Origin of the sequence: Vibrio sp. ZF57 (assembly GCF_001691235.1) — a bacterium.
Taxonomy (GTDB): domain Bacteria; phylum Pseudomonadota; class Gammaproteobacteria; order Enterobacterales; family Vibrionaceae; genus Vibrio; species Vibrio crassostreae_C.
The window spans coordinates 1-23078 of record NZ_MAKD01000102.1; the positions used below are offsets into that span (position 1 = coordinate 1).

Annotated in this window: 21 protein-coding genes; 16 read left to right on the forward strand and 5 right to left on the reverse strand. The window is 44.7% G+C overall.

Annotated features, from left to right (window positions below; genetic code table 11):
• Nucleotides 1–1384, reverse strand: a 1384-nt coding sequence (locus tag A6D97_RS15785) for an amidohydrolase (RefSeq protein ID WP_065584771.1), incomplete at its 3' end; no start/stop codon positions are given.
• Between the two features lie 247 nt (nt 1385–1631).
• Here A6D97_RS15785 and rnr point away from each other — a divergent pair.
• From rnr to rplI, 5 genes are all read left to right on the forward strand, one after another.
• The gene (gene rnr, locus A6D97_RS15790) at nt 1632–4133 is read left to right on the forward strand and encodes a ribonuclease R (RefSeq protein ID WP_017063179.1); all 2502 of its coding nucleotides are present in this window, start codon (nt 1632–1634) and stop codon (nt 4131–4133) included.
• A 188-nt stretch (nt 4134–4321) separates the two neighbouring features.
• On the forward strand, nt 4322–5062 hold the full coding sequence (gene rlmB, locus A6D97_RS15795; protein ID WP_017063180.1) for a 23S rRNA (guanosine(2251)-2'-O)-methyltransferase RlmB: 741 nt from the start codon (nt 4322–4324) through the stop codon (nt 5060–5062).
• A 277-nt stretch (nt 5063–5339) separates the two neighbouring features.
• Nucleotides 5340–5729: a 30S ribosomal protein S6 gene (rpsF, locus tag A6D97_RS15800; RefSeq protein WP_004741278.1), complete on the forward strand. Its 390-nt coding sequence runs from the start codon at nt 5340–5342 to the stop codon at nt 5727–5729.
• A gap of 112 nt (nt 5730–5841) precedes the next feature.
• Entirely contained in the window at nt 5842–6069 is a 228-nt protein-coding gene (gene rpsR / locus A6D97_RS15805; protein WP_000090472.1) for a 30S ribosomal protein S18, read from the forward strand.
• Between the two features lie 38 nt (nt 6070–6107).
• Nucleotides 6108–6560 (forward strand): 50S ribosomal protein L9, encoded by a 453-nt coding sequence (gene rplI, locus A6D97_RS15810; RefSeq protein WP_010434182.1) that lies wholly within the window; start codon nt 6108–6110, stop codon nt 6558–6560.
• Nucleotides 6561–6740: 180 nt separating this feature from the next.
• Here rplI and A6D97_RS15815 read toward each other — a convergent pair whose 3' ends face one another.
• Complete coding sequence (locus A6D97_RS15815) at nt 6741–7643, reverse strand: DUF481 domain-containing protein (RefSeq protein ID WP_170791830.1); 903 nt, start codon at nt 7641–7643, stop codon at nt 6741–6743.
• A gap of 176 nt (nt 7644–7819) precedes the next feature.
• Between A6D97_RS15815 and A6D97_RS15820 the strand changes: the two genes are divergently transcribed.
• From A6D97_RS15820 to A6D97_RS15830, 3 genes are read left to right on the forward strand one after another with little or no spacing between them, the layout of a single operon-like run.
• Entirely contained in the window at nt 7820–9211 is a 1392-nt protein-coding gene (locus tag A6D97_RS15820; RefSeq protein ID WP_016767560.1) for a replicative DNA helicase, read from the forward strand.
• Between the two features lie 6 nt (nt 9212–9217).
• Nucleotides 9218–10303, forward strand: a complete 1086-nt coding sequence (alr, locus tag A6D97_RS15825; RefSeq protein ID WP_065584772.1) for an alanine racemase — start codon at nt 9218–9220, stop codon at nt 10301–10303.
• Between the two features lie 23 nt (nt 10304–10326).
• A complete protein-coding gene (locus A6D97_RS15830; RefSeq protein WP_065584773.1) occupies nt 10327–11532 on the forward strand; it encodes a BamA/TamA family outer membrane protein in 1206 nt (401 codons plus the stop codon).
• A 117-nt stretch (nt 11533–11649) separates the two neighbouring features.
• On the opposite strand, the gene A6D97_RS15835 is transcribed toward A6D97_RS15830, so the two are convergent.
• Entirely contained in the window at nt 11650–12069 is a 420-nt protein-coding gene (locus tag A6D97_RS15835; protein ID WP_065584774.1) for a secondary thiamine-phosphate synthase enzyme YjbQ, read from the reverse strand.
• Nucleotides 12070–12395: 326 nt separating this feature from the next.
• On the opposite strand from A6D97_RS15835, the gene pgi reads away from it, so the two are divergent.
• Nucleotides 12396–14048 (forward strand): glucose-6-phosphate isomerase, encoded by a 1653-nt coding sequence (gene pgi / locus A6D97_RS15840; protein WP_017065622.1) that lies wholly within the window; start codon nt 12396–12398, stop codon nt 14046–14048.
• A gap of 136 nt (nt 14049–14184) precedes the next feature.
• Here the strand turns inward: pgi and A6D97_RS15845 are convergent, their stop codons facing one another.
• Nucleotides 14185–14646 (reverse strand): chemotaxis protein CheX, encoded by a 462-nt coding sequence (locus A6D97_RS15845; RefSeq protein WP_004735847.1) that lies wholly within the window; start codon nt 14644–14646, stop codon nt 14185–14187.
• A gap of 17 nt (nt 14647–14663) precedes the next feature.
• Nucleotides 14664–15122 (reverse strand): zinc uptake transcriptional repressor Zur, encoded by a 459-nt coding sequence (gene zur, locus A6D97_RS15850; protein WP_017078243.1) that lies wholly within the window; start codon nt 15120–15122, stop codon nt 14664–14666.
• Nucleotides 15123–15435: 313 nt separating this feature from the next.
• On the opposite strand from zur, the gene dusA reads away from it, so the two are divergent.
• The 7 genes from dusA (at nt 15436) to A6D97_RS15885 (ending at nt 22824) form a co-directional block, all read left to right on the forward strand.
• Nucleotides 15436–16416, forward strand: a complete 981-nt coding sequence (gene dusA, locus A6D97_RS15855) for a tRNA dihydrouridine(20/20a) synthase DusA (RefSeq protein ID WP_017063186.1) — start codon at nt 15436–15438, stop codon at nt 16414–16416.
• A gap of 206 nt (nt 16417–16622) precedes the next feature.
• Complete coding sequence (pspG, locus tag A6D97_RS15860; RefSeq protein WP_017059950.1) at nt 16623–16844, forward strand: envelope stress response protein PspG; 222 nt, start codon at nt 16623–16625, stop codon at nt 16842–16844.
• 135 nt (nt 16845–16979) lie between these two features.
• Nucleotides 16980–17651: a TIGR04219 family outer membrane beta-barrel protein gene (locus tag A6D97_RS15865; protein WP_065584775.1), complete on the forward strand. Its 672-nt coding sequence runs from the start codon at nt 16980–16982 to the stop codon at nt 17649–17651.
• A gap of 457 nt (nt 17652–18108) precedes the next feature.
• Nucleotides 18109–18339, forward strand: coding sequence for a hypothetical protein (locus A6D97_RS15870; protein WP_004735813.1), 231 nt, complete (start codon nt 18109–18111; stop codon nt 18337–18339).
• Between the two features lie 123 nt (nt 18340–18462).
• Complete coding sequence (locus A6D97_RS15875) at nt 18463–20328, forward strand: assimilatory sulfite reductase (NADPH) flavoprotein subunit (RefSeq protein WP_065584778.1); 1866 nt, start codon at nt 18463–18465, stop codon at nt 20326–20328.
• Nucleotides 20328–22055: an assimilatory sulfite reductase (NADPH) hemoprotein subunit gene (gene cysI, locus A6D97_RS15880; protein WP_065584776.1), complete on the forward strand. Its 1728-nt coding sequence runs from the start codon at nt 20328–20330 to the stop codon at nt 22053–22055. The genes A6D97_RS15875 and cysI overlap by 1 nt, the downstream gene beginning before the upstream one ends.
• A complete protein-coding gene (locus A6D97_RS15885; RefSeq protein WP_017059954.1) occupies nt 22048–22824 on the forward strand; it encodes a phosphoadenylyl-sulfate reductase in 777 nt (258 codons plus the stop codon). The genes cysI and A6D97_RS15885 overlap by 8 nt, the downstream gene beginning before the upstream one ends.
• The last annotated feature ends 254 nt before the right edge of the window (nt 22825–23078 follow it).

The following is a 23078-nucleotide window of genomic DNA, read 5'->3' on the forward strand; positions in this document are numbered from 1 at the left end:
TTCCAGTTTCACGAACAGCCTTGGTGAAATCGAGTGCTTCTTGACGAATCTTATCTTCGTCTACCGTTAGCATGTCGCGATCTTGCATGATGATCTTGCCATCAACGATGGAATGACGAACATTGCCTGAGTTAGCTGAGTACACCAGTGCTGAGTATGGGTTGTAGACCGGAACCATATTTGGCGCCTTAGTATCGATCACTATGATGTCAGCCAGTTTGCCTGCTTCAAGAGAGCCGATCTTATCTTCCATGTGCAGCGCTTTTGCTGCGCCCATGGTCGCCATGTCGATCACTTTGATCGGCGGCATCGCAGCACGATCTTTGTTAACTAACTTGTGAACCTTAGCGACTTGGTTGAATTCATCAATGGTGCTCAGTGTGTTACCAGACATTGGGCCATCAGTACCTAAACCGATACGCACGTTTTCGTCATACATCTTAAGCGCAGGTGATACGCCTTTTGCTGACTTGATGTTAGCACTCATGTTATGAGCTACACCCATATCCGATTTCTTCACCAGTTCGATATCATGTTCGTCAACGAGGATCATGTGTGCACCCACCAAGTTCTTGTTGAGTGCGCCAATGCTGTCCATGTATTGAACCGGGGACAATCCATCAGAACGCTCTGCGATTTTCTCTTCTTCACGGTGTGATTCTGCAAGGTGAATCATTACTGGAACATCTAATTCTAGGGAGAGCTTAGATATTTTCTGCAGGATCTCTGTGGTGTTGGTGTAAGGCGCATGCGGGGCAAACGCTGGTGTGATGCGTGGGTGATCTTTGTATTCTTCAATGAAGTTCAACGCGTACTTAATGCCTTCTTCTGCGTTGGCAGCGTCGGCGACTGGGAACTTAATCACCGTTTCACCTAGGATGGCACGCATACCGATCTTATCGACGGTTTTTGCGACTTCATCTTCGAAGTAGTACATGTCGGCGTAAGTGGTCACACCGCCTTTCACCATTTCAACGTTACCTAGGTTGGCACCAATGCGTACCATGTCTCGCGATACTAGCTTCTTCTCTAGCGGGAAGATGTAGCGGTGTAGGCGATCTGGCACATCATCGGCCAACGAACGAAAAACTGTCATTGATACATGAGTATGAGTATTGATGAGACCCGGCATAACGATATCGCCATCAACGTCTAACACTTGCTTAGCTTGGTACTGCTTTTCTAGTGAAGGATCTCCAACCGCAATGATTTTGTTGTCTTTGACGACAACAGTACCGCTTTCATAAACCGTTTTGTCTTGGTTCATGGTTAGAACCATCGCATCGGTAATCATCAGGTCAGCCTTTTCCATTGCCGAACTTGCGAATGGGAACAGCGCTAGGCTCGCCATAGCTGAAGCCAATAAAGTGCGTTTTAGTTTCATATCATACCCAGAACAGGAGTTGGTAAAGTGCGTGGATAATAGTGTATTTCATTCATGGCGCAAACGTTTGTTTTATCGTTTGCTTGAAATTTTGATGATAATCCACGTCTATGAAGCGATGTTTCACAAAGTGAAGATATGTATCAATCTGAGGTTATTTGAGTGTTTTCTAAAGCATATCTGTAGCTTACCCCTAGCATCAGATATACTAGGGGTATATACCTTCCTTGCTTAAGCAGGCCCGCCTATGTCAAAAAACACACCAACGTCAGAAAACACGACAGCGACAACCACTGTTGATCCTTTTGCCGACCGAGAGTCGAAAAATTACGATAACCCAGTACCAAGCCGAGAGTTCATTATTTCGTTTTTAACAGACGCGAATATTCCGATGAACCGCAACGATCTATTCGAAGCTTTGGGTCTTGCTGGAGAGGAACAATATGAAGGGCTGCGTCGTCGTTTACGTGCAATGGAGCGTGATGGACAGCTTATCTTTACTCGTCGTCAGTGCTACGCATTGCCTGAGAAGATGGAACTGATCAAAGGCTATGTGATTGGTCATAAAGACGGTCATGGTTGGGTTCGCCCAGACGGCAGTGTAGGTAAAGACAATGATATCGTGCTGCCGCATCATCAGATGAAAACCATCATGCACGGTGATTACGTATTGGTTCAGCCTACTGACAACAGTAAGCGTGGCCGTCGTGAAGGTCGCTTGGTTCGTGTGCTTGAAGAGCGTAAAACGCCACTTGTTGGTCGCTTCTTCCTAGAGTACGGCCATTCTTACGTTGTTGCTGATGATTCGCGTATTAGTCACGACATCCAGATCCCTACTGAGCATAAAGGCGGTGCTCGAATGGGTAATGTGGTTGTGATTGAAATTACGGATCGCGGTGGTCGTTCTCGTAACATGATGGGGAAAGTAACCGAAGTTCTTGGTGAAAACATGGCGCCGGGTATGGAAACGCAGATTGCGATCCGTACTCACCAGATCCCACAAGAGTGGCCTGAAGCGGTAGATAAGCAAATCGAAAACCTAGGTGAGCATGTTCCTGAAGAAGCAAAAGAAGGACGTGTAGACCTGCGTAAACTGCCATTGGTTACCATTGATGGTGAAGATGCGCGTGACTTCGATGATGCGGTTTACTGTGAAGCGAAGAAAGGCGGCGGCTGGCGTCTATGGGTAGCGATTGCTGACGTAAGTTACTACGTTCGCCCAGATACAGCGCTAGACAAAGAAGCGATTAACCGTGGTAACTCGGTATACTTCCCGTCACAAGTCGTGCCAATGCTGCCAGAAGTGCTTTCAAATGGTTTGTGTTCATTGAACCCTCAGGTAGACCGTTTATGTATGGTGTGTGAGATGACTATCTCAGACAAAGGTAAACTGTCAGGCTACAAGCACTACGAAGCGGTAATGAATTCTCATGCTCGTCTTACTTATAACAAAGTAGGCGCGATCTTAGATGGCAATGAAGAATTACGTGAGCGTTACGAACCTGAAGTACCACATCTTGAAGAGCTTCATAAGATGTATAAGGTGCTTAAGAAAACGCGTGACGAGCGTGGTGCGATTGAATTTGAAACGGTAGAAACTAAGTTTATCTTCAATGCGGATCGTAAGATTGACCGTATTGAGCCAGTAATTCGTAACGATGCACACAAGATCATCGAAGAATGTATGATTCTTGCGAATATCGCATCGGCATCTTACGTAGAAAAAGCGAAAGAGCCTGCGCTGTACCGTGTTCACGAAACTCCGGGCGAAGAGCGCTTAATGGGCTTCAAGAGCTTTTTAAGTGAATTAGGTTTAACACTGGAAGGTGGTCTGTCGCCATCACCAGTAGACTATGCACAACTGATGCAACAGATTAATGAACGTGAAGATCGTGAATTAATCCAAACTATGCTGCTACGCTCAATGAAGCAAGCGGTATACAACGCGGATAACGCGGGTCACTTTGGTTTAGCTCTTAAACGCTATGCTCACTTTACCTCGCCAATTCGTCGTTACCCAGATTTGCTATTGCACCGTGCGATTAAGTACCTTATTGCGAAAGAAGAAGGTCGTAACAGCGAACGTTGGACGCCAACTGGTGGTTACCACTACACTTTCGATGATATGGACTTCTACGGCGAGCAGTGTTCAATGACTGAACGTCGTGCTGATGACGCAACGCGTGAAGTAAACGACTGGTTGAAGTGTGAATACATGCAAGACCATGTCGGTGAGGTGATGGATGGTGTGATTGCCAACGTGACTGGTTTTGGCTTCTTTGTTCGTCTAACTGAACTGCACATTGATGGCTTGGTACACATCTCAGCGCTAGCGAATGATTACTACCAATTTGATGCTGTTGGTCAGCGTCTAGTGGGTGAAAGCTCAGGTAATATCTACCGCTTGGGTGATTCGGTTAAAGTGAAGGTTTCTGCGGTTAATTTAGAAACTCGCCAAATCGACTTTGACTTAGAAGACACTGATCGTCAGCCGCGTGGCAAAGGCAAAACAGCCAAGAAGCGTGCAGCAGAAGCGATGAAAAAGGCGAAAAGCAAGAAGCGCTCAGCAGTGAAGAGTAATAAGCCAGGTGTATCAGCGAAGCCTATGGTTGAGCCAACTAAGCGACCTGACGGAAGCAGCGAAGGCCCTGCTAAGAAGAAAAAGCCAGCGAATAAAACCGGTGCTGCTAAAGCTCGCGCTAAGAAAAAGCGTGCTGCAAGCCGTAAGCCAAAGGCTGATAACTCTTAAGGCTGATAGATCTTAAGGCTAAATAAGGCGCTCTGCTAATCAGGTTTAGCGCCTACTGATTTAGTGTGAAATGACTTTAATGCGAGAGTATCAGGCACAAGACGCATACTCTCGAAATGAACAACACAGAGGTGGACACATCGGCATTGATGTCATTCATCTCTGAGCAATAAGAGTAAGTTGAGACAATGAGTAACGAATTTATTTACGGTATTCACGCGGTGAAAGCCGTACTAGAAAAAGATCCTGCACGTTTTATCGAAGCGTATGTATTGAAAGGTCGCCAAGACGAGCGTCTTCTTCCATTACTGAACCAACTGCAACAGTTTGGTGTGTCGATTCAACAGATGGGTCGTAAGCCGTTGGATGAAAAAGCACAAGGTGCGAATCACCAAGGTCTTATTGCTAAGGTGAAGCCTGCTAAGCAGCTTAATGAAACTCACCTAGACGATATCCTAGCGCAGCACGAACAGCCTTTGCTGTTAGTTCTAGACGGCGTAACAGACCCTCATAACCTAGGCGCTTGTCTACGTAACGCGGATGCCGCAGGTGTCGCTGCTGTTATCGTACCTAAAGATCGCTCTTCGCCGTTAACAGCAACGGTAAGCAAGGTTGCATGTGGCGCAGCTGAAACGGTTCCTCTCGTGCGCGTAACCAACCTAGCTCGCACAATGCGTGCACTGCAAGAGCAGGGCGTATGGTTTGTGGGTACGGCAGGTGAAGCAACGCATGATATCTATCAAGCGAAGCTAACGGGTCCTCTTGCGGTAGTTATGGGTGCAGAAGGTGACGGTATGCGTCGTTTAACTCGTGAAACTTGCGATGATCTGATTAAGATTCCAATGGCAGGTAGCGTATCGAGCTTAAATGTTTCTGTGGCGTCGGGTATTTGCCTGTTCGAAGCGGTAAGACAGCGTTTAGCTCAGTAATGCGTTAACGCTGCTTTAAGTCTATGAATTTATTAGCGCTCACCACTTGCTGGTGGGCGTTTCTTTTTAGGCTGTTATAGCAAAATCCATCGGTTTGTCGGATGGCTAGATGGCGACAGAAAAACTGTTTCATTATTCACCAAATAGCGCTTGCCAATACCGGGTTCTTTCTATAACATTTGCCGTCCTTAAAACTCGGTCATTTATCTTTAGTTCCTTGCTTCCTCTGGACGACCGGGCCACTCGTGGAAGCTAATAATCCGTAAGGAGCAACCAAATGCGTCATTACGAAATCGTATTCATGGTTCACCCTGATCAAAGCGAGCAAGTTGCTGGCATGATCGAGCGTTACACTGGTTCTATCACTGAAGCTGGCGGTACTATCCACCGTCTAGAAGACTGGGGTCGTCGTCAAATGGCTTACCCAATCAACAAGCTTCACAAAGCTCACTACGTTCTTATGAACGTTGAAGCTGGTCAAGAAGTGATTGACGAGCTAGAAACTGCTTTCCGTTTCAACGATGCAGTTCTACGTAACATGATCATGCGCACTAAAGGCGCTGTGACTGAGCAATCTATTATGCTTAAGCAAAAAGAAGAGCGTGCAGAGCGTGCTCCTCGTCGCGAAGAGCGTACAGAAGCTAAACCAGAAGCAGCTGCTGAGTAATTCTTTTTTGGCTTAACGCCTTAAAAAATTCTCAACTTGTTTTAGGTCATTGATAGTTATTTCGATAATTGTGAAAGACCGCTTTACTAAATTTAAGATCAGGAGATAGCCCATGGCTCGTTTCTTCCGTCGTCGTAAATTCTGCCGTTTCACTGCAGAAGGCGTACAAGAGATTGACTACAAAGACGTAGCAACTCTTAAAAACTACATCACTGAAGCTGGTAAAATCGTACCTAGCCGTATCACTGGTACAAGCGCTAAGTACCAGCGTCAACTAGCTCGCGCTATCAAGCGTTCTCGTTACCTAGCTCTACTACCGTACACTGACAAGCATCAGTAATCGGTAATAGTTAATAATAGTTTAAGAGGACTAAGATAATGCAAGTTATTCTACTTGATAAGATCGGTAACCTAGGTGGCCTTGGCGACCAAGTAAACGTTAAATCTGGTTACGCTCGTAACTTCCTTATCCCACAGGGTAAAGCAGTTATGGCAACTAAAGACAACGTTGCTATGTTCGAAACTCGTCGTGCTGAACTAGAAGCTAAAGTTGCTGAGCAACTAGCTGCTGCTGAAGCTCGTGCAGAGAGCGTTAACACTCTAGAAGGCGTTACAATCGCTTCTAAAGCTGGTGACGAAGGTAAACTATTCGGTTCTATCGGTACTCGTGACATCGCTGACGCTATTACAGCGGCAGGTGTTGCAGTAGCTAAGAGCGAAGTACGCCTACCTGAAGGCGCTCTACGTAACATCGGCGAATTCGAAGTAAGCATCCAACTTCACTCTGAAGTTTTTGCTACTGCGAAAATCGCTATCGTTGCAGCTGAGTAATTTCAGTACCAAGACGAATTCTTTCTTTTGAAAGTTTTAAACACCAGCTTCGGCTGGTGTTTTTTTATGTCTGGAATATAGGAAAGTACAAGGAAGGGCTACAGTAGGTAAAAAGCTTACGGTGATCCATAAGCTGTTATTGCTGAACAAGTTGTTCTCAAGGTTAGAGGTGGCCTAAGATTAGAACTGGAAGAGCAAGTTGATCGATAGAACAGAGTCTTGTTTGCTTAAGCCTTCAGGCACTTTATCGTGGTACTGGCGAGAGTGAGCGATCTTCAGCGCGATATTGTCAGTAATATCGTTGATGGCTTCTAACTCAGTATCAAACTTTAGGTTACTGTGACCAGAGACAAGCGTCACGTCTGCCTTGAGCTGCAAATTCTTCAACACCTGCCATGACGTATTCACGTTGCCACGGAAAATTGCCTCTTCAACAATCTCTGGGAAGATGATGTCATCATCGTCGATCTCATCGAGGTTTGGCTCTTGGTAACGAAAACCTGGGCCCACTTCGACTTCCAATACAAACTCTTCGGTATTCGAAAACTGGTAACCCAGACCACTCGAAATTGTGTAGTCCTTAAAGTAAGCACTGTATCTCGAGTCGACTCCTTTGAAACTGCCGTAAAGGTAGGTTTTAGGACTTAACTTGTAGTCACTCTGAGCCGAGTAAGTCGATTGCCTTTTATCTTCCTCACCATCTTTATAGAGATTGTAGTATTTCCATTCGCCACTGGTTCTATGACGACCAGCTGTATACTCACCGTTCAGGCGTGCGTTAAGCGATCGTGAATCCGAATTACCAGTATGCGACTGATATCCAAATTCGACCTCAGTCTTTAGTGGGTTAGGCAGCTCTGTATCAGCCGTATCACTTGGTGCGATATCCAACTCTTTTTCTTCAGGTGTCGGTGCAACGACGATCGGCTCAGCTGTAGTTTCTGGTACTACTATAGAGTCGAGAATAGAATCAACAGAGGTATTAGCATCAACAGAGTCTTTAGCATCATCAGCTAAGGCCATCGGAGCGCTCAGGAGACCAGTGCTTAGAAGACCAGTGCTCAGAGCCAATAATTTGGACACGCATACCTCTAGTTATACAGTGAGTGAATGGCAGGATCGTAATGCTACCCTTGGTTAATTCCGTCAGCAATAGGTAAATTCTTCCTGAAGAATAAAACAAACTCATAGGATCGGATTACAAACGGATGTTCTTGGGTATAATGAACGATCATTATTAGTTATTGAGTGTAGTCATAGTGGATACCAAAAGTCAGAAATCAGCCAACGATCAGGTGGACGCCATCAAGGTCCCGCCACATTCATTAGAAGCTGAGCAATCTGTTATTGGCGGTTTGTTATTAGATAACGAACGCTGGGATACAGTTGCCGAAAAGGTTGTGGCCAAAGACTTTTATAGCCGTCCTCACCGTCTGATCTTTGAAGCGGTAAAGGATATCCTTGAAGAAAGTTCTCCTCTGGATCTTATTACACTATCTGAACATTTAGAGCTGCGTGAGCAACTTGAAGAAGTGGGTGGCTTTGCTTACCTTGCTGACTTAGCGAAAAACACACCAAGTGCCGCAAACATCAATGCGTATGCGGATATCGTAGCGCAACGTGCACTTGTTCGTAGCCTGATTGGTGTCGCGAATGAGATTGCTGATTCTGGTTATGACCCTCAAGGTCGTACTTCGGAAGAGCTGGTTGATCTTGCTGAAAGTAAAGTCTTCGCGATTGCCGAAGGCCGTGCAAGTGAAAACGAAGGTCCACAAAACGTTGATAGCATTCTAGAGAAGACGCTAGAACGTATCGAGATCCTATACAAAACGCCGCAAGATGGTGTGACAGGTGTCGATACTGGCTTCAACGACCTCAACAAGAAAACAGCAGGTCTACAAGGCTCTGACTTAATTATTGTTGCTGCTCGTCCATCGATGGGTAAAACCACATTTGCGATGAACTTGTGTGAAAACGCGGCGATGAAGCAAGACAAACCGGTTTTAATCTTCTCGCTAGAGATGCCAGCCGAACAGCTGATGATGCGTATGCTTGCGTCACTTTCTCGCGTAGACCAAACCAAGATTCGTACTGGTCAGCTAGATGATGAAGATTGGGCTCGTATCTCGTCGAGTATGGGTATTCTGATGGATAAGAAGAATATGTATATCGATGACAGCTCGGGTCTAACGCCAACAGAAGTGCGTTCTCGTGCTCGACGTATCGCTCGTGAACACGATGGTATCTCTATGATCATGATAGATTACCTTCAATTAATGCGTGTACCTTCGTTATCTGATAACCGTACTCTTGAAATCGCCGAGATTTCTCGCTCATTGAAAGCGTTAGCAAAAGAGCTCAACGTTCCGGTTGTGGCACTTTCTCAGCTTAACCGTTCCCTAGAGCAACGTGCTGATAAGCGCCCAGTAAACTCGGATTTGCGTGAATCAGGTTCGATTGAGCAAGATGCCGATTTGATCATGTTCATCTATCGTGATGAGGTTTATAACCCAGATAGTTCCTTGAAAGGCATTGCTGAGATCATCCTTGGTAAGCAACGTAACGGTCCGATCGGTTCTGTTCGTCTTACGTTCCAAGGCCAACACTCCCGATTTGATAACTATGCAGGCCCTGCATTTGATGATGAGTAATCGCTAATGACTTACATGAAAGCGGCGACGGCGAGCATTGACTTAAACGCGCTCGAACATAACCTGAACCAGATAAAGTCGAAGGCTCCTCAGTGCAAGGTCATGTCTGTTGTGAAAGCCAATGGCTACGGACACGGCTTACTGCATATAGCCAAGCATTCAAAAAGCTCTGATGCTTTTGGTGTGGCGCGTATTGAAGAAGCGTTACAACTTCGTGCTGGTGGCATTGTTAAACCTATTTTGTTGCTGGAAGGATTTTACTCTTCGTGCGATTTGCCAATCTTGGTGACCAATAACATTCAAACGGTGGTGCATTGTGAAGAGCAATTAAGCGCGCTAGAGAATACGGATTTGGAAACACCCGTTGTGGTATGGCTAAAAGTCGACAGTGGTATGCACCGATTAGGTGTTCGCCCTGAGCAATACCAAAACTTTGTTGAGCGTTTGCATCAATGTGCGAATGTTGCCAAACCTCTACGTTACATGAGCCACTTCGGTTGTGCTGATGAACTGGATAGAGCAACCACCGTTGAACAGACAGAGCTTTTCTTGTCGCTTACTGAAGGTTGTGAAGGGGAGCGTTCACTTGCTGCCTCTGCGGGTTTACTCGCTTGGCCAGACAGCCACCTTGATTGGGTTCGTCCGGGAATCATATCTTACGGTGTCTCTCCGTTTGTTGATAAATCAGCGCAAGAGCTTGGATTTTTGCCTGTGATGACCCTGACCTCACACCTAATTGCCGTTCGCGATGTGAAAGCCGGTGAAAGTGTGGGTTATGGCGGAAACTGGACCAGTGAACGTGATACCAAGGTTGGTGTTATCGCGATTGGTTACGGTGATGGTTATCCTCGTACTGCACCTAACGGTACTCCAGTGTTCGTTAACGGTCGAAAAGTACCGATCGCAGGACGTGTGTCAATGGACATGCTAACGGTTGATCTAGGCCCTGATGCGGCAGATAAAGTGGGTGATGAAGCGACTCTGTGGGGTAAAGATTTACCTTCAGAAGAAGTGGCTGAACATATCGGCACTATCGCTTACGAGTTAGTCACTAAGCTGACTTCGCGTGTTGCGATGGAATATGTGAAGTAATCATGGATCTTGATAAGTAAATTATGTTCAAGCGAACGACTCGAAACTGGCTAATGTCTGCAATGACATTACTCGGTGTCAGCTTTTCTTCTTCCGCTGCGAGTGAAGAAAAAGATTCAGCTTTTGTCCCTTTCTACTTCAGCACCGAAACCATGGGTAACACCTTTGGGGTTGCGGGTGTCGCAAAGGGTGTTTGGCAACCTCAAGCCGCTCTGTTTGGTATGGCACTCTATTCAGACAAAGACAGTTACGTCGGTTTTCTATCGGCTTTTAACTATGCCTTGTCTGAGAACGTATTGTTTAGCACTCAGATGTATCAAGCGCGCTTCAACGACAACCCGTATTACATTGGTTCTCAAGGCGATAATGATTCATCTATCGATGACAAAACCATTGCTGATGGCTTAGAGCAAAACTATCAGTTTGAGTTTAAGTATTTGCTACCTTGGGGCAACGTTGCAGAACACGGTTTACTCGGTGCTTTTCAGCCAATCAAAGATGTGAGCTTTGCTTCGCCAATCGAATCGGGTGTCAGTTCGATTCTATTTACGCCTTTTTATACTGCTCGTGAGTTGGAAGGTTTAAATAATACCGAGGAGGCAACAGGCTTTAGTTTGGCGTTTGATTGGGATAACCGTGATAGCACACGCAACCCGACCAGAGGTTCTCACACTAACCTTGAGTTCACCACTGGCGCAGAGAGTTGGTCTAACGATGACTTGTGGCTTAAGTGGACCTTCCAAAATAGCCAGTACTTTGCTTTAGGTCCTTTAGGGGACTTATTCGATCAACAAGTTGTGGCACTCGATTTCTATACTGCTGATACACCAACCTGGGATAACTGTTCTGGGCAGGATTGTGCTCGTCCACCGGAAACAGAACAAGCTCGACTTGGTGGCTTGTATCGTTTACGAGGTTATACCGGAGGTCGTTATCACGGTCGCTCTGCAGTTCATTATTCTGCTGAGTACCGAGTACTTCCTGACTGGCAACCACTTGGCGATATCCCACTGATAAACTACTACGATTTGCCTTGGTGGCAATGGGTAGCGTTTGCTGAATTAGGGCGCGTTGCCGATGAGTACGACATCAAAACACTGCACTCGGACATGAAATGGAGCTTAGGTGGCGCGGTGCGTTTCCAAGTGGAAGGCATTGTTGTACGTGCTGAGTTGGCGCGAGGTGGTGACGAAGGGGCCTTTAGGGTTATGATAAACCAGCCCTTCTAAACCTTTCGGCCTACAGTAGGCCAAATACTATTTTTATAAGAGTGGTCGTGGAAACACACCACTCTTTTTTATTAACAAGATATTGTTTTTATTAAGGAGATCTTGTTTTCAAGCAGTCTACTCACCTTGCATCGTAGCAATCACAGTTCGGCTTCCACCACAATCTCGGTGCTCTCCTAAGTAAATGCCCTGCCATGTACCTAAAGCTAAACGACCATTGCTAATTGGTATTGTCACACTGGTGCCAAGTGTCGATGCTTTAATGTGGGCAGGCATGTCATCATCACCTTCATAGGTGTGTCTGTAATAAGCGGCTCGCTCGGGTACGAACTTATTGAAGTGTGATTCCATGTCGCGGCGAACCGTCGGATCGGCGTTCTCATTGAGTGTGAGGCTGGCAGAAGTATGTTGAAGAAAAAGATGTAATAAACCAACAGATAGAGAATTGATATCGTTTATCTGTTGTTCAATTTCATCAGTAATGAGATGAAATCCACGCTTTCGCGCATTTAGGTGTATAGTCTTCTGAATCCACATACGCCATCCTTTATAATGTATTTGGAAAAAAAGTGGTTTAACGCTATCTTTTGAACTTGAATTTATCAGGTATCGCTCACATTTAATTATGTTAGAGCTAGAGTCTGTACCGATTATTCTGTCAGGAAATCTAATCCTGATTTATCTCAAGGTACAGCTCTTCATATGCGGCATAATACGTCGTGAAAAAAAATTACAAAGAATCTTTCAGTGGTGACGCGGTTTGGTCATCACAGAAAAATATAAACTTTCGCCTAATCGGGGGTTCTATTCATCACCCAGGTGACGTTTAGAATAAAACCTACAGTAACATCGGGATAGATACCATGTTGAAAAATATCAACCCAACGCAAACACAAGCGTGGAAAGCTCTAACGGCACATTTTGAGTCTGCTCAAGATATGGATATGAAAGAGCTGTTTGCTCAAGATGCAAAGCGTTTCGAGAGCTTTTCTACTCGTTTCGGTTCTGACATCTTAGTGGATTACTCTAAGAACCTTATCGATGCTGAAACTATGCAGCACCTATTTGCTCTTGCGAACGAGACTGAAGTTAAGTCTGCAATCGAAGCAATGTTCGGTGGTGATGCAATCAACAAGACTGAAGGTCGTTCAGTACTTCACACTGCTCTACGTAACCGTAGCGACAAGCCAGTAATGGTTGACGGCAAAGACGTAATGCCAGCAGTTAACGCTGTACTAGCAAAAATGGAACTGTTCACACACCGCATCGTTTCTGGTGAGTGGAAAGGTTACACAGGTAAAGAGATCACTGATGTAGTTAACATCGGTATCGGCGGTTCGGATCTTGGTCCATACATGGTGACTGAAGCACTAACGCCATACAAAACTCGCCTAAACATGCACTTCGTTTCTAACGTAGATGGCACTCACATCGTTGAGACACTTAAGCCTCTTAACCCAGAAACAACGCTATTCTTAGTGGCATCTAAAACATTCACGACTCAAGAAACAATGACTAACGCGCACTCTGCACGTGATTGGTTCTTGGCTGAAGCGGGTGACAACGCACACGTAGCTAAACACTTCGCAGCACTATCAACTAACGCAACTGCGGTCGCTGAGTTTGGTATTGATACTGACAACATGTTCGAATTCTGGGACTGGGTTGGTGGTCGTTACTCACTATGGTCTGCAATCGGTCTTTCTATCTCACTATCTGTTGGCTTCGATAACTTCGTTGAGCTACTAGAAGGTGCTCACGAGATGGATAACCACTTTGCTTCAACTGAGTTTGAAAGCAACATTCCAGTAATCCTTGCGCTTATCGGTATTTGGTATAACAACTTCCACGGCGCTGAGTCAGAAGCAATTCTACCTTACGACCAGTACATGCACCGTTTTGCAGCTTACTTCCAGCAAGGCAACATGGAATCGAATGGTAAATTTGTTGACCGTGAAGGCAACCCGGTAGAGTACCAAACAGGTCCTATCATCTGGGGCGAACCTGGTACAAACGGTCAGCATGCTTTCTACCAACTGATTCACCAAGGCACTAAGCTGATCCCATCAGACTTCATTGCTCCTGCAATCAGTCACAACCCAGCATCTGATCACCACCAGAAGCTAATGTCTAACTTCTTTGCTCAAACTGAAGCACTAGCATTCGGTAAGACAAAAGAGACAGTGGAAGCTGAATTCCTAGCGGCTGGCAAAACAGCTGAAGAAGTGGCTGAGCTTGTACCTTTCAAAGTATTTGAAGGTAACCGTCCAACGAACTCTATTCTTGTTAAGCAAATCAACCCTCGCTCTTTAGGTAACCTAATCGCGATGTACGAGCACAAGATCTTCGTTCAAGGCGTTATCTGGAACATCTTCAGCTTCGACCAATGGGGCGTAGAACTTGGTAAGCAACTAGCAAACCAAATTCTTCCTGAGCTTGCTGATGATGCTCAAGTAACGTCTCACGACAGCTCAACTAACGGTCTAATCAACGCATTTAAAGCGCTTAAAGCTTAAGCTGTTTAAGTAACACTAAGTAATAACTGTAAACGCCAACCTTTCGGTTGGCGTTTTTTATATCCGTTGATTTACGGCAATAAAAAAGGCTGACGTATGTACGTCAGCCTTTCGTTTTTTATTTACTCGATTGTCTCTATTCGAAACAGATCTCGATGAAGGCGTTACCCCACTGAGATGTGAAAGGCATGATGATAATAGCACCTTCACACTTATGACGAATGGTGTGGCCTTTACCTGAAACGACGATTGGCGTTGCCATGTCGAAATCAAAGCCGCTTTCTGCAAGAATACGTTTTGCACCACCAGTCACCATATTAGTGATTTCACCCACCATATCGGTCACTTCTTCGTTGAGGCCGTTTGGTCGTTCACCAAGCATGTTTTCCATGATTTCGAGAGCGAGACCTTCATCAAAGGTGATCGACATAGAGCCACGAGATTGTGTACCCACCATACCAATTAGGCCGGATACATCACCACGAGCGATTTCATCTTTCTTAACTCTCGGTTTTTGTGGCTTCAATTCTAGAGAAGCCATCGTTTTTAATACGTTCATCAAAGAAGCTAAAAACGGGTTTACAAATTCAGCGCGCATAATGTTCTTCTATAATCTTATTCTTTCATCTCGGAGGAGCAAGATTGGCAAATGCCATGCGATTCAATGACATGATTCGTCAATTGAAAGCCATGCTTCTCAGCGTTACTGGCGAGTAGGGTGACAAGCGCATCGTCCTGCAGTTCTATCACAGTGCCACATTTATCGCAGATCAGTAGTTGGGAGAAATGTTTGTTGGCATTGCAAGAGCAGCAGCATATGAAGCTATTGGTTGACTCAACTCTGTGAATGAAACCTTGCTCCAACAAGAAATCCAAAGCACGATAAACTGTAGGAGGCTTGGCTTGCGGTTCACTGACTTTCAACTGCTCTAATAATTCATAAGCACTGGAGGCTTTTTTATTAGAGAAAATGAGCTCAAACACTCGCTTTCTCTGAGGTGTTAACCTAACGCCTCGAGATGCGCATATCCCTTCAACTTGCTCTATTAATGTGTGGTCCAAATTTTTCACCATTCAATCGGACATCCCTATTTAAACCCTATTTCTAGGTTACTACGTTTTGGGAGCCAATGATTTCTATTAAAGTCAGGTACAGAGCGTATTGTGACCCACGACTTTGAATAAGACAAGGTAACTCAAAATGACAGTGTGACTCAAGGCATAACTGATTAATGAGGCTGAATTAGAGAACTGGTGAATAGGTTTATAAAAAAGTATGAGGTAAAGTTCATATAGCACAAACAGGGCATAGCATTTACAATAGCCGACCTTGCTTTTGCTGGGTATTCCAGCATATTTTTTTGACTCGCTACCAGGGTACTTTACCATGACACATTCATGTAGATTGTCTGTCGCTCCAATGCTCGATTGGACTGACCGCCACTGTCGTTACTTTCACCGTTTGCTTTCTCAGCAGACTCTTCTGTACACGGAAATGGTAACAACGGGCGCGATCTTACATGGTAAGGGCGACTTCCTAGAATATAACGAGCAAGAACATCCTCTTGCACTTCAACTCGGTGGTTCAAACCCGGTTGATCTTGCGGCTTGTGCCAAGCTTGCTGGTGAGCGTGGTTACGATGAAGTGAATCTTAACGTAGGTTGCCCTTCAGACCGAGTTCAGAATGGTCGATTTGGTGCATGCTTGATGGCTGAGCCCGAGTTGGTGGCAGATTGTGTTTCAGCGATGAAAGAAGTCACTGATATTCCAATTACCGTGAAAACGCGTATCGGTATCGATGACCAAGACTCTTATGAGTTTCTAACTAAGTTTGTTTCGACGGTTTCTGAAAAAGGTGGCTGTGAGCAATTTACTATTCACGCGCGTAAAGCGTGGTTGAGTGGCCTTAGCCCGAAAGAGAACCGTGAGATCCCACCGCTAGATTATGATCGTGCATACCAAATCAAGAAAGATTTCTCTGATCTGGTGATTGCCGTGAATGGTGGCATTACTACTCTTGAGCAAACTAAGGAGCACTTGCAACACCTTGATGGTGTGATGATTGGTCGTGAGGCTTACCATAGCCCATTTATTTTGGCTGAAGTTGATCAACAGATCTTTGGTTTAGACACACCAATTAAGAAGCGCTCACAGGTTGTCGAAGAGATGTACCCGTACATCGAGCGTGAACTTTCAAATGGCGCAAGCTTAGGTCACATATCTCGTCACATGCTTGGTTTGTTTCAAAGCATGCCTGGTGCAAGACAATGGCGTCGCTACATCAGTGAAAACGCACATAAGAAAGGTGCAGGTATTGAAGTGATGCAAACAGCATTGGCTAAGATCCCTAAAGAGCTAAATGTTTAAGCTCCCTCTAAGTTAAAAACTTAAGGTTAAATTCGCCACTAGAGGTTAAATTTACCACTATAAGTTTCCGAAAAGCCACGCATGAAGATGTGTGGCTTTTTATTTATCTGATAAATAAGGATTTTATAGGGTTGGCATACTTGGTATGGAAGCTGCAATGTTAGAAAGTAGGAAAGATAGGTCATTAACTCATTAGGGAGACCATTATGTTTGAATTAATATTTGTTCTTATTTTCGTTGCGACTCTACTTGTCACTGGTATTACGTTTATGACGGTATTGGCTGCAACCGGAGTGGCGTTATTAGTCATGTTGGTCTTAGGTATGATGGGCGTCGTGTTTAAGTTACTGCCTTGGTTGATCGTGATTGCAATCGGTGTGTGGTTTTTCAAAAATTTTGTACACAGTTCTAACCAGAGACGTTACTAAGGTCATCGTGCCGTCAAATCTTTACTCGTCAGCGGTTTATCGTTTTAGAATTTAAGATGTGTGGTAGAATTTTCCCCAATAATCTATGAATGTGCATACAATTAGCACTACGATATGGAATTGGAGCTATCTCAAATGAATAAAATGCCATTAATTGCTTTAGTGGGAATGCTATCTTTAAGTTCAGCAGTGTCTGCTGAAGAAGAGTTTTCTTACACGGCTAAAGTCGGTGCCGATATGTGGTGGGGAAGTACAAAGCTAAACGAAGTTAGACAAGATGACGATTCTAACTCACCTTCGTTGTATTTCGCATTTGAGCATAATGCCCCGATGCTACCAAACGCTAGCTTTCGCTATACTTCTGTTGATGCAGATTCATCGGCTTTCGATAAGTACGACTACACCTTCTATTACACGTTGTTAGATCACAAGCAGATGAACTTCGATGCGGGTGTGACGTTTACTCAATACTCAAACTCGAATTACATTGAACCAAAAGCAACAGGTGCGAAAACATCGACGTTTGATGAGTTCACGTGGAGCTTCTACGGTAACGCAGAGATCAATGTGCCGGACACTAACTTCGATATCATTGGTACGATGGAGTTCGGTGATAGCAGTGGTATTAAGAGCACTGACTTGATGGCGGGTGTTCAGTACCGAATTCCAGTATCAGAATCTGAAATTGCCCTGCGTGGTGGTTACCGTGTTATCGATTTAGATTCGGATGAGTTCTTTAGCTCAGAACTAGGCAAGAGCTTTGTCATGGTCGATGGTTGGTTTGCTGGTGCTGAAGTGCGCTTCTAGGCCATATAAAGCAAATTTAGAACGAATTTTAAGAACGCCACTTTATTAAGTGGCGTTTTTTTATATCTATTGGTTATACCCAAGTGGCTTCAAGATGCTGGATTCAGAGCGTTGTCATTGAGCCGAGTTCAAGGAAAACGACGCAGCGTAATAGCTGGCTCTTTCCAAGTTGTTTGACGCAGCAATCGGTTCAATGACACGCTCCCAAAGGGCGAGTTGTCTTGGCTTGTATACTTTGTTGTCGATTCTTGATTTAGGCCCACTAGACCTTTAAATCGTCGCCGCGTCTACAAACCAAGTCATTCTCGCTGAACCAAGCATCTTGAGGTTACTTGGGTATATATCTTTCTGGAATTAGTTAGCACATTCATCACTTTCGACCATCCTTAATACAGAGAGCCAATTTGCGTCTATTCTTATAAGGTCTATGTAGTGAGGTCAAAGCAAGGGATGGAATATGACACTCAATGAATTACGAAATTTATATAGAGAAAATCTGTTAGTTGAAGCGATCATAGAGCCCTCAATTCAAGAAGGGTCTTGGGTTGTGGAGTTTCGCCATATGGGAGGTGGCTTTGTTCTGCTTACTGATGTTCATGGTGAAGAGTGCCATTACGCGGATTTAGACCTAGCATCTAAATCGGCAATGGCGGTTGGCTTTCAGCAAGTGCGTATTGAAAACCAGTAAGTCAATTTGCGTTTCAATCGGTTTTTACTTCCAAAAAGTTATAAAACATACTTTTCTATTCTTTCTTGTTATTAAAAGGAGTGGTTAATCTATCGTCACGCAATGATTAAGGATGTCGTGACCATGTCTTTAAATAAGAAAGAGTCTTCACAAAATAATAATGCACAGTCTGGGGCTAATGAGTTACCTGGGCTAGCAGCACCACTTAATGACCAACAATTGGGTCATCTTCAGCAAACTGTTTCTGAACTGTCTTCACAGCAACTGGCATGGGTCAGTGGTTACCTTTGGGGAGTGAGCCAAGCTCAGCCTGTCGGTGCTGCTGCGCCAATCGCTCAAGCGGCCGCTGCAGTAGCGGCTAAGCCAGCGGGTAAGCTCAGCATTATCTTCGCTTCTCAAACCGGTAATGCTAAAGGCGTCGCTGAATCGCTCGAGGCAGAAGCAAAAGCCTTAGGTATCGCCGTCGAGCTTTTCGATGCGAGTGATTATAAAGGTAAGAACTTAGCCAAAGAGACACACGTCATTTTCGTCGCTTCAACCAATGGTGAGGGCGAAGCCCCTGATAACGCGATTGAGTTGCATGAATTCCTTCAATCGAAGAAAGCGCCAAAATTATCAAACCTACAATACGGTGTGATTGGTTTAGGTGACTCAAGCTATGAGTTCTTCTGCCAAACGGCTAAAGACTTCGATAACTTCCTCGCTAAGCTTGGTGCGAAATCGTTTGTCGATCGCCTTGATTGTGATGTTGATTACGAAGAATCAGCAACGGAATGGCGCGCTAAAGCATTAGAGCAAGTAAAAGAGACGCTATCGACAGGTGCCGAGGCTGATATCGTTCAGTTACCAGTAGGCCAAGCAGCTGCCGGTCATTCGCAATACACCAAACAAAATCCATATACAGCGACACTATTAACCAGTCAAAAGATCACGGGTCGTGACTCGGGTAAAGATGTTCGTCATATCGAGATTGATCTTGATGAGTCGGGCATTACCTACCAACCCGGCGATGCGCTAGGCGTATGGTATGAAAACAGTTCAGAACTCGCAAATCAGATTCTTTCTAAGGTTGGGTTATCGGGTATCGAAAGTGTCGATGTCGATGGTGAGAATCTATCTATCCATAGTGCGCTAGTGAGTAAATTTGAGATTACCACTTCAAACCCTCAACTTGTGACTAAGTTTGCTGAGTTATCGGGCAGCAAGAAGTTAATCAAGCTGGTGGAAGATAAAGACAAGCTTCGTGAATACGCGGGTAATACTCAAGTTGTCGATGTTTTAGCTGAGAAGAAAACTAAGCTATCGGCTGATGAGTTAATTGGCCTGTTACGTAAGCTGACACCGCGTCTCTATTCTATTGCATCAAGCCAAGCAGAAGTAGATGAAGAAGTTCACTTGACGGTTGGTTTGGTTGAATACCAAAAAGGCGAAGAGTCTCGTTTAGGCGGAGCTTCTAGCTTCTTAGCTCAACGTCTTGAAGAGGGTGGTGAAGTGAAGGTGTTTGTTGAGAACAACAATAACTTCAAATTACCACAAGACGACAATACACCAATCATCATGGTCGGCCCGGGTACCGGTATCGCACCGTTCCGCAGTTTTGTTCAAGAGCGTGAAAACAATGATGCTGAAGGAAAAAGCTGGTTGTTCTTTGGTGACCGTACCTTTACTCAAGATTTCTTATACCAAGTTGAATGGCAAAAGTACCTCAAGTCTGGCGCGCTAACTAAGCTCGATGTTGCCTTTAGCCGTGACCAAAAAGAAAAGGTTTATGTTCAGGACCGTTTAATCGAACAAGCAGAGCAGGTGTGGCAATGGCTGCAAGAGGGCGCGTACCTCTATGTCTGTGGCGATGCGACTCGAATGGCTAAAGATGTTCATGAAGCGTTAGTTTCGATAGCGGAAAAGCATGGCAACCAGAGCCGCGAGCAAGCTGAACAATATATTAATGATTTACGTAAAGCGAAACGTTACCAAAGGGATGTGTACTAATGAGCAAGCAAGTAATAGAGCAAGAAGTGCTAGGTCAAGTACTTGGACCTTTGGCTGACAATGAGCGTCTTAAGCGTGAAAGTAATAACCTACGCGGTACGATTGAACAAGATCTCCAAGACCGCATAACAGGTGGCTTTACTGCTGATAACTTTCAGTTGATTCGTTTCCACGGTATGTATCAACAAGACGACCGTGATATTCGTAACGAACGTACCAAACAAAAGCTCGAACCGTTACATAACGTCATGCTTCGTGCTCGTATGCCTGGTGGCATCATTACCCCTAAGCAGTGGTTGGCGATTGATAAGTTCGCAGACGAAAGTACCTCTTACGGTTCAATTCGTCTAACAACTCGTCAAACGTTTCAGTTCCACGGTGTCTTGAAGCCGAACATTAAGTTGATGCACCAAACGCTAAATAGCATTGGCATTGATTCAATTGCGACAGCGGGTGATGTAAACCGAAATGTTCTATGTACGACAAACCCGGTTGAATCTGAACTTCATCAAGAAGCTTACGAGTGGGCGAAAAAGATCAGTGAACATCTATTACCGAAGACTCGTGCTTATGCAGAAATCTGGTTAGATGGTGAAAAACTAGAAACAACGGATGAAGAACCTATCCTTGGTAGCAACTACCTACCGCGTAAGTTCAAGACGACGGTTGTCATTCCTCCGCAAAATGATGTGGACGTCCATGCTAACGATCTTAACTTTGTTGCTATTGCTGAAGACGGAAAGCTGGTGGGCTTTAATGTGTTAGTCGGTGGCGGTCTTGCTATGACACATGGTGATACCTCTACTTATGCACGTAAAGCTGACGACTTTGGTTTTGTGCCATTAGATAAAACGTTAGATGTAGCAGCGGCGGTGGTAACGACTCAGCGTGACTGGGGTAACCGTTCAAACCGTAAGAATGCAAAAACCAAATACACACTAGACCGTGTTGGTATTGATGTATTCAAAGCAGAAGTAGAAAAGCGTGCAGGCGTAGAATTTTCTGAAAGCCGTCCTTATGAGTTTACTGGCCGTGGTGATCGCATTGGTTGGGCGGAAGGCATTGATGGTAAGCACCACTTGGCGTTATTCATCGAGAATGGTCGTTTACTTGATTTTCCGGGTAAAGCTCTGAAAACAGGTGTTGCTGAAATAGCGAAGATCCACAAAGGTGACTTCCGCATGACTGCAAACCAAAACCTAATTGTTGCGGGTGTGTCGACGAGTCAAAAGGCCAAGATTGAAAAACTGGCGCGTCAATATGGCTTGATGGATGATGCTGTTTCAGAGCAACGTAAAAACTCAATGGCGTGTGTGGCTTTCCCAACATGTCCTTTAGCAATGGCAGAAGCTGAGCGCTTTCTTCCTGAGTTTGTAACGGATGTTGAAGACATTCTGAAAAAACATGGATTACCAGAAGAAGATAACATCATCCTTCGAATCACAGGTTGTCCAAACGGTTGTGGTCGTGCAATGTTGGCTGAACTTGGTTTAGTGGGTAAGGCTCCGGGGCGTTACAACATGCACCTAGGTGGCAACAAGGCCGGAACTCGTATCCCTAAGATGTATAAAGAGAACATCACATCAGCTCAGATCTTAGAAGAGATTGATGCGCTGGTGGGACGTTGGGCTACAGAACGCAACGACAAAGAAGGGTTCGGTGATTTTACAATCCGAGCTGGCATCATCGAAGAGGTGATCATTTCCAAGAGGGATCTGCATGCATAATTCTGTCGCTTCAAAATTGAAGTTAGCAGAGCTACTCGCATTGACTAAGACGGAGCAAATACTTCGTCTTGGACAAATCAACGCAGAGTTAGAGCAGCTAACCGCATTAGAAAGAGTTAAGTGGGCTTTAGATAATTTAGAAGGGACACATGTTGTGTCTTCTAGTTTCGGAATCCAAGCAGCATTGATGTTGCACCTAGTGACCCAAGCAAAACCAGATATTCCGGTTATTTTGACTGACACAGGGTATCTATTTCCGGAGACCTATCGCTTTATTGATGAGTTAAGTCAGAAGTTGACTCTAAACCTTCAAGTCTTTCGCGCCCAACAGAGCCCTAATTGGCAAGAAGCGCAATATGGAAAACTTTGGGATCAAGGTATAGAAGGGATAGAGAAGTACAACAAGCTTAATAAAGTTGAACCGATGAGAAGAGCGTTGGATGAGCTCGAGGCTGGGACATGGTTTTCCGGTTTAAGAAGAGAGCAATCTCAATCGCGTGCAAATTTGCCAATCTTATCTATCCAAAATGGTGTGTTTAAATTTTTGCCGGTAATCGATTGGACGAATAAAGATGTTCACTATTACCTAGAAGAGCATGGTCTCGGTTATCACCCGCTTCGAGAGCAGGGTTACCTTTCTGTTGGAGATACACATACAACTAAGAAGTGGGAACCGGGTATGACTGAAGAGGAAACTCGTTTTAATGGGTTGAAACGCGAATGTGGTCTCCATGAAGATGATGGAGAGCAATATGGTTCTGGGATTTAGACTCGTTGCCATTTAAAAAGCTGCCATGAGGCAGCTTTTTTGTTTTCTAGGATGAAAATTAGATCAATTGTGGATAAGTCTGTGGTTATTTTGTAAGTACTCTGTAGTTAAACTTGCACAAATAAGGCTTTGAGTGTTTATTCGCCATGTAATCGTTATTTTTGCATCTTTCTTTAATAAACACTTGCCAATGTGATGAACATCTCTATAATGCCGCCTCACTGACACGGCAGACGCCACAAGGCTTCAGCGAG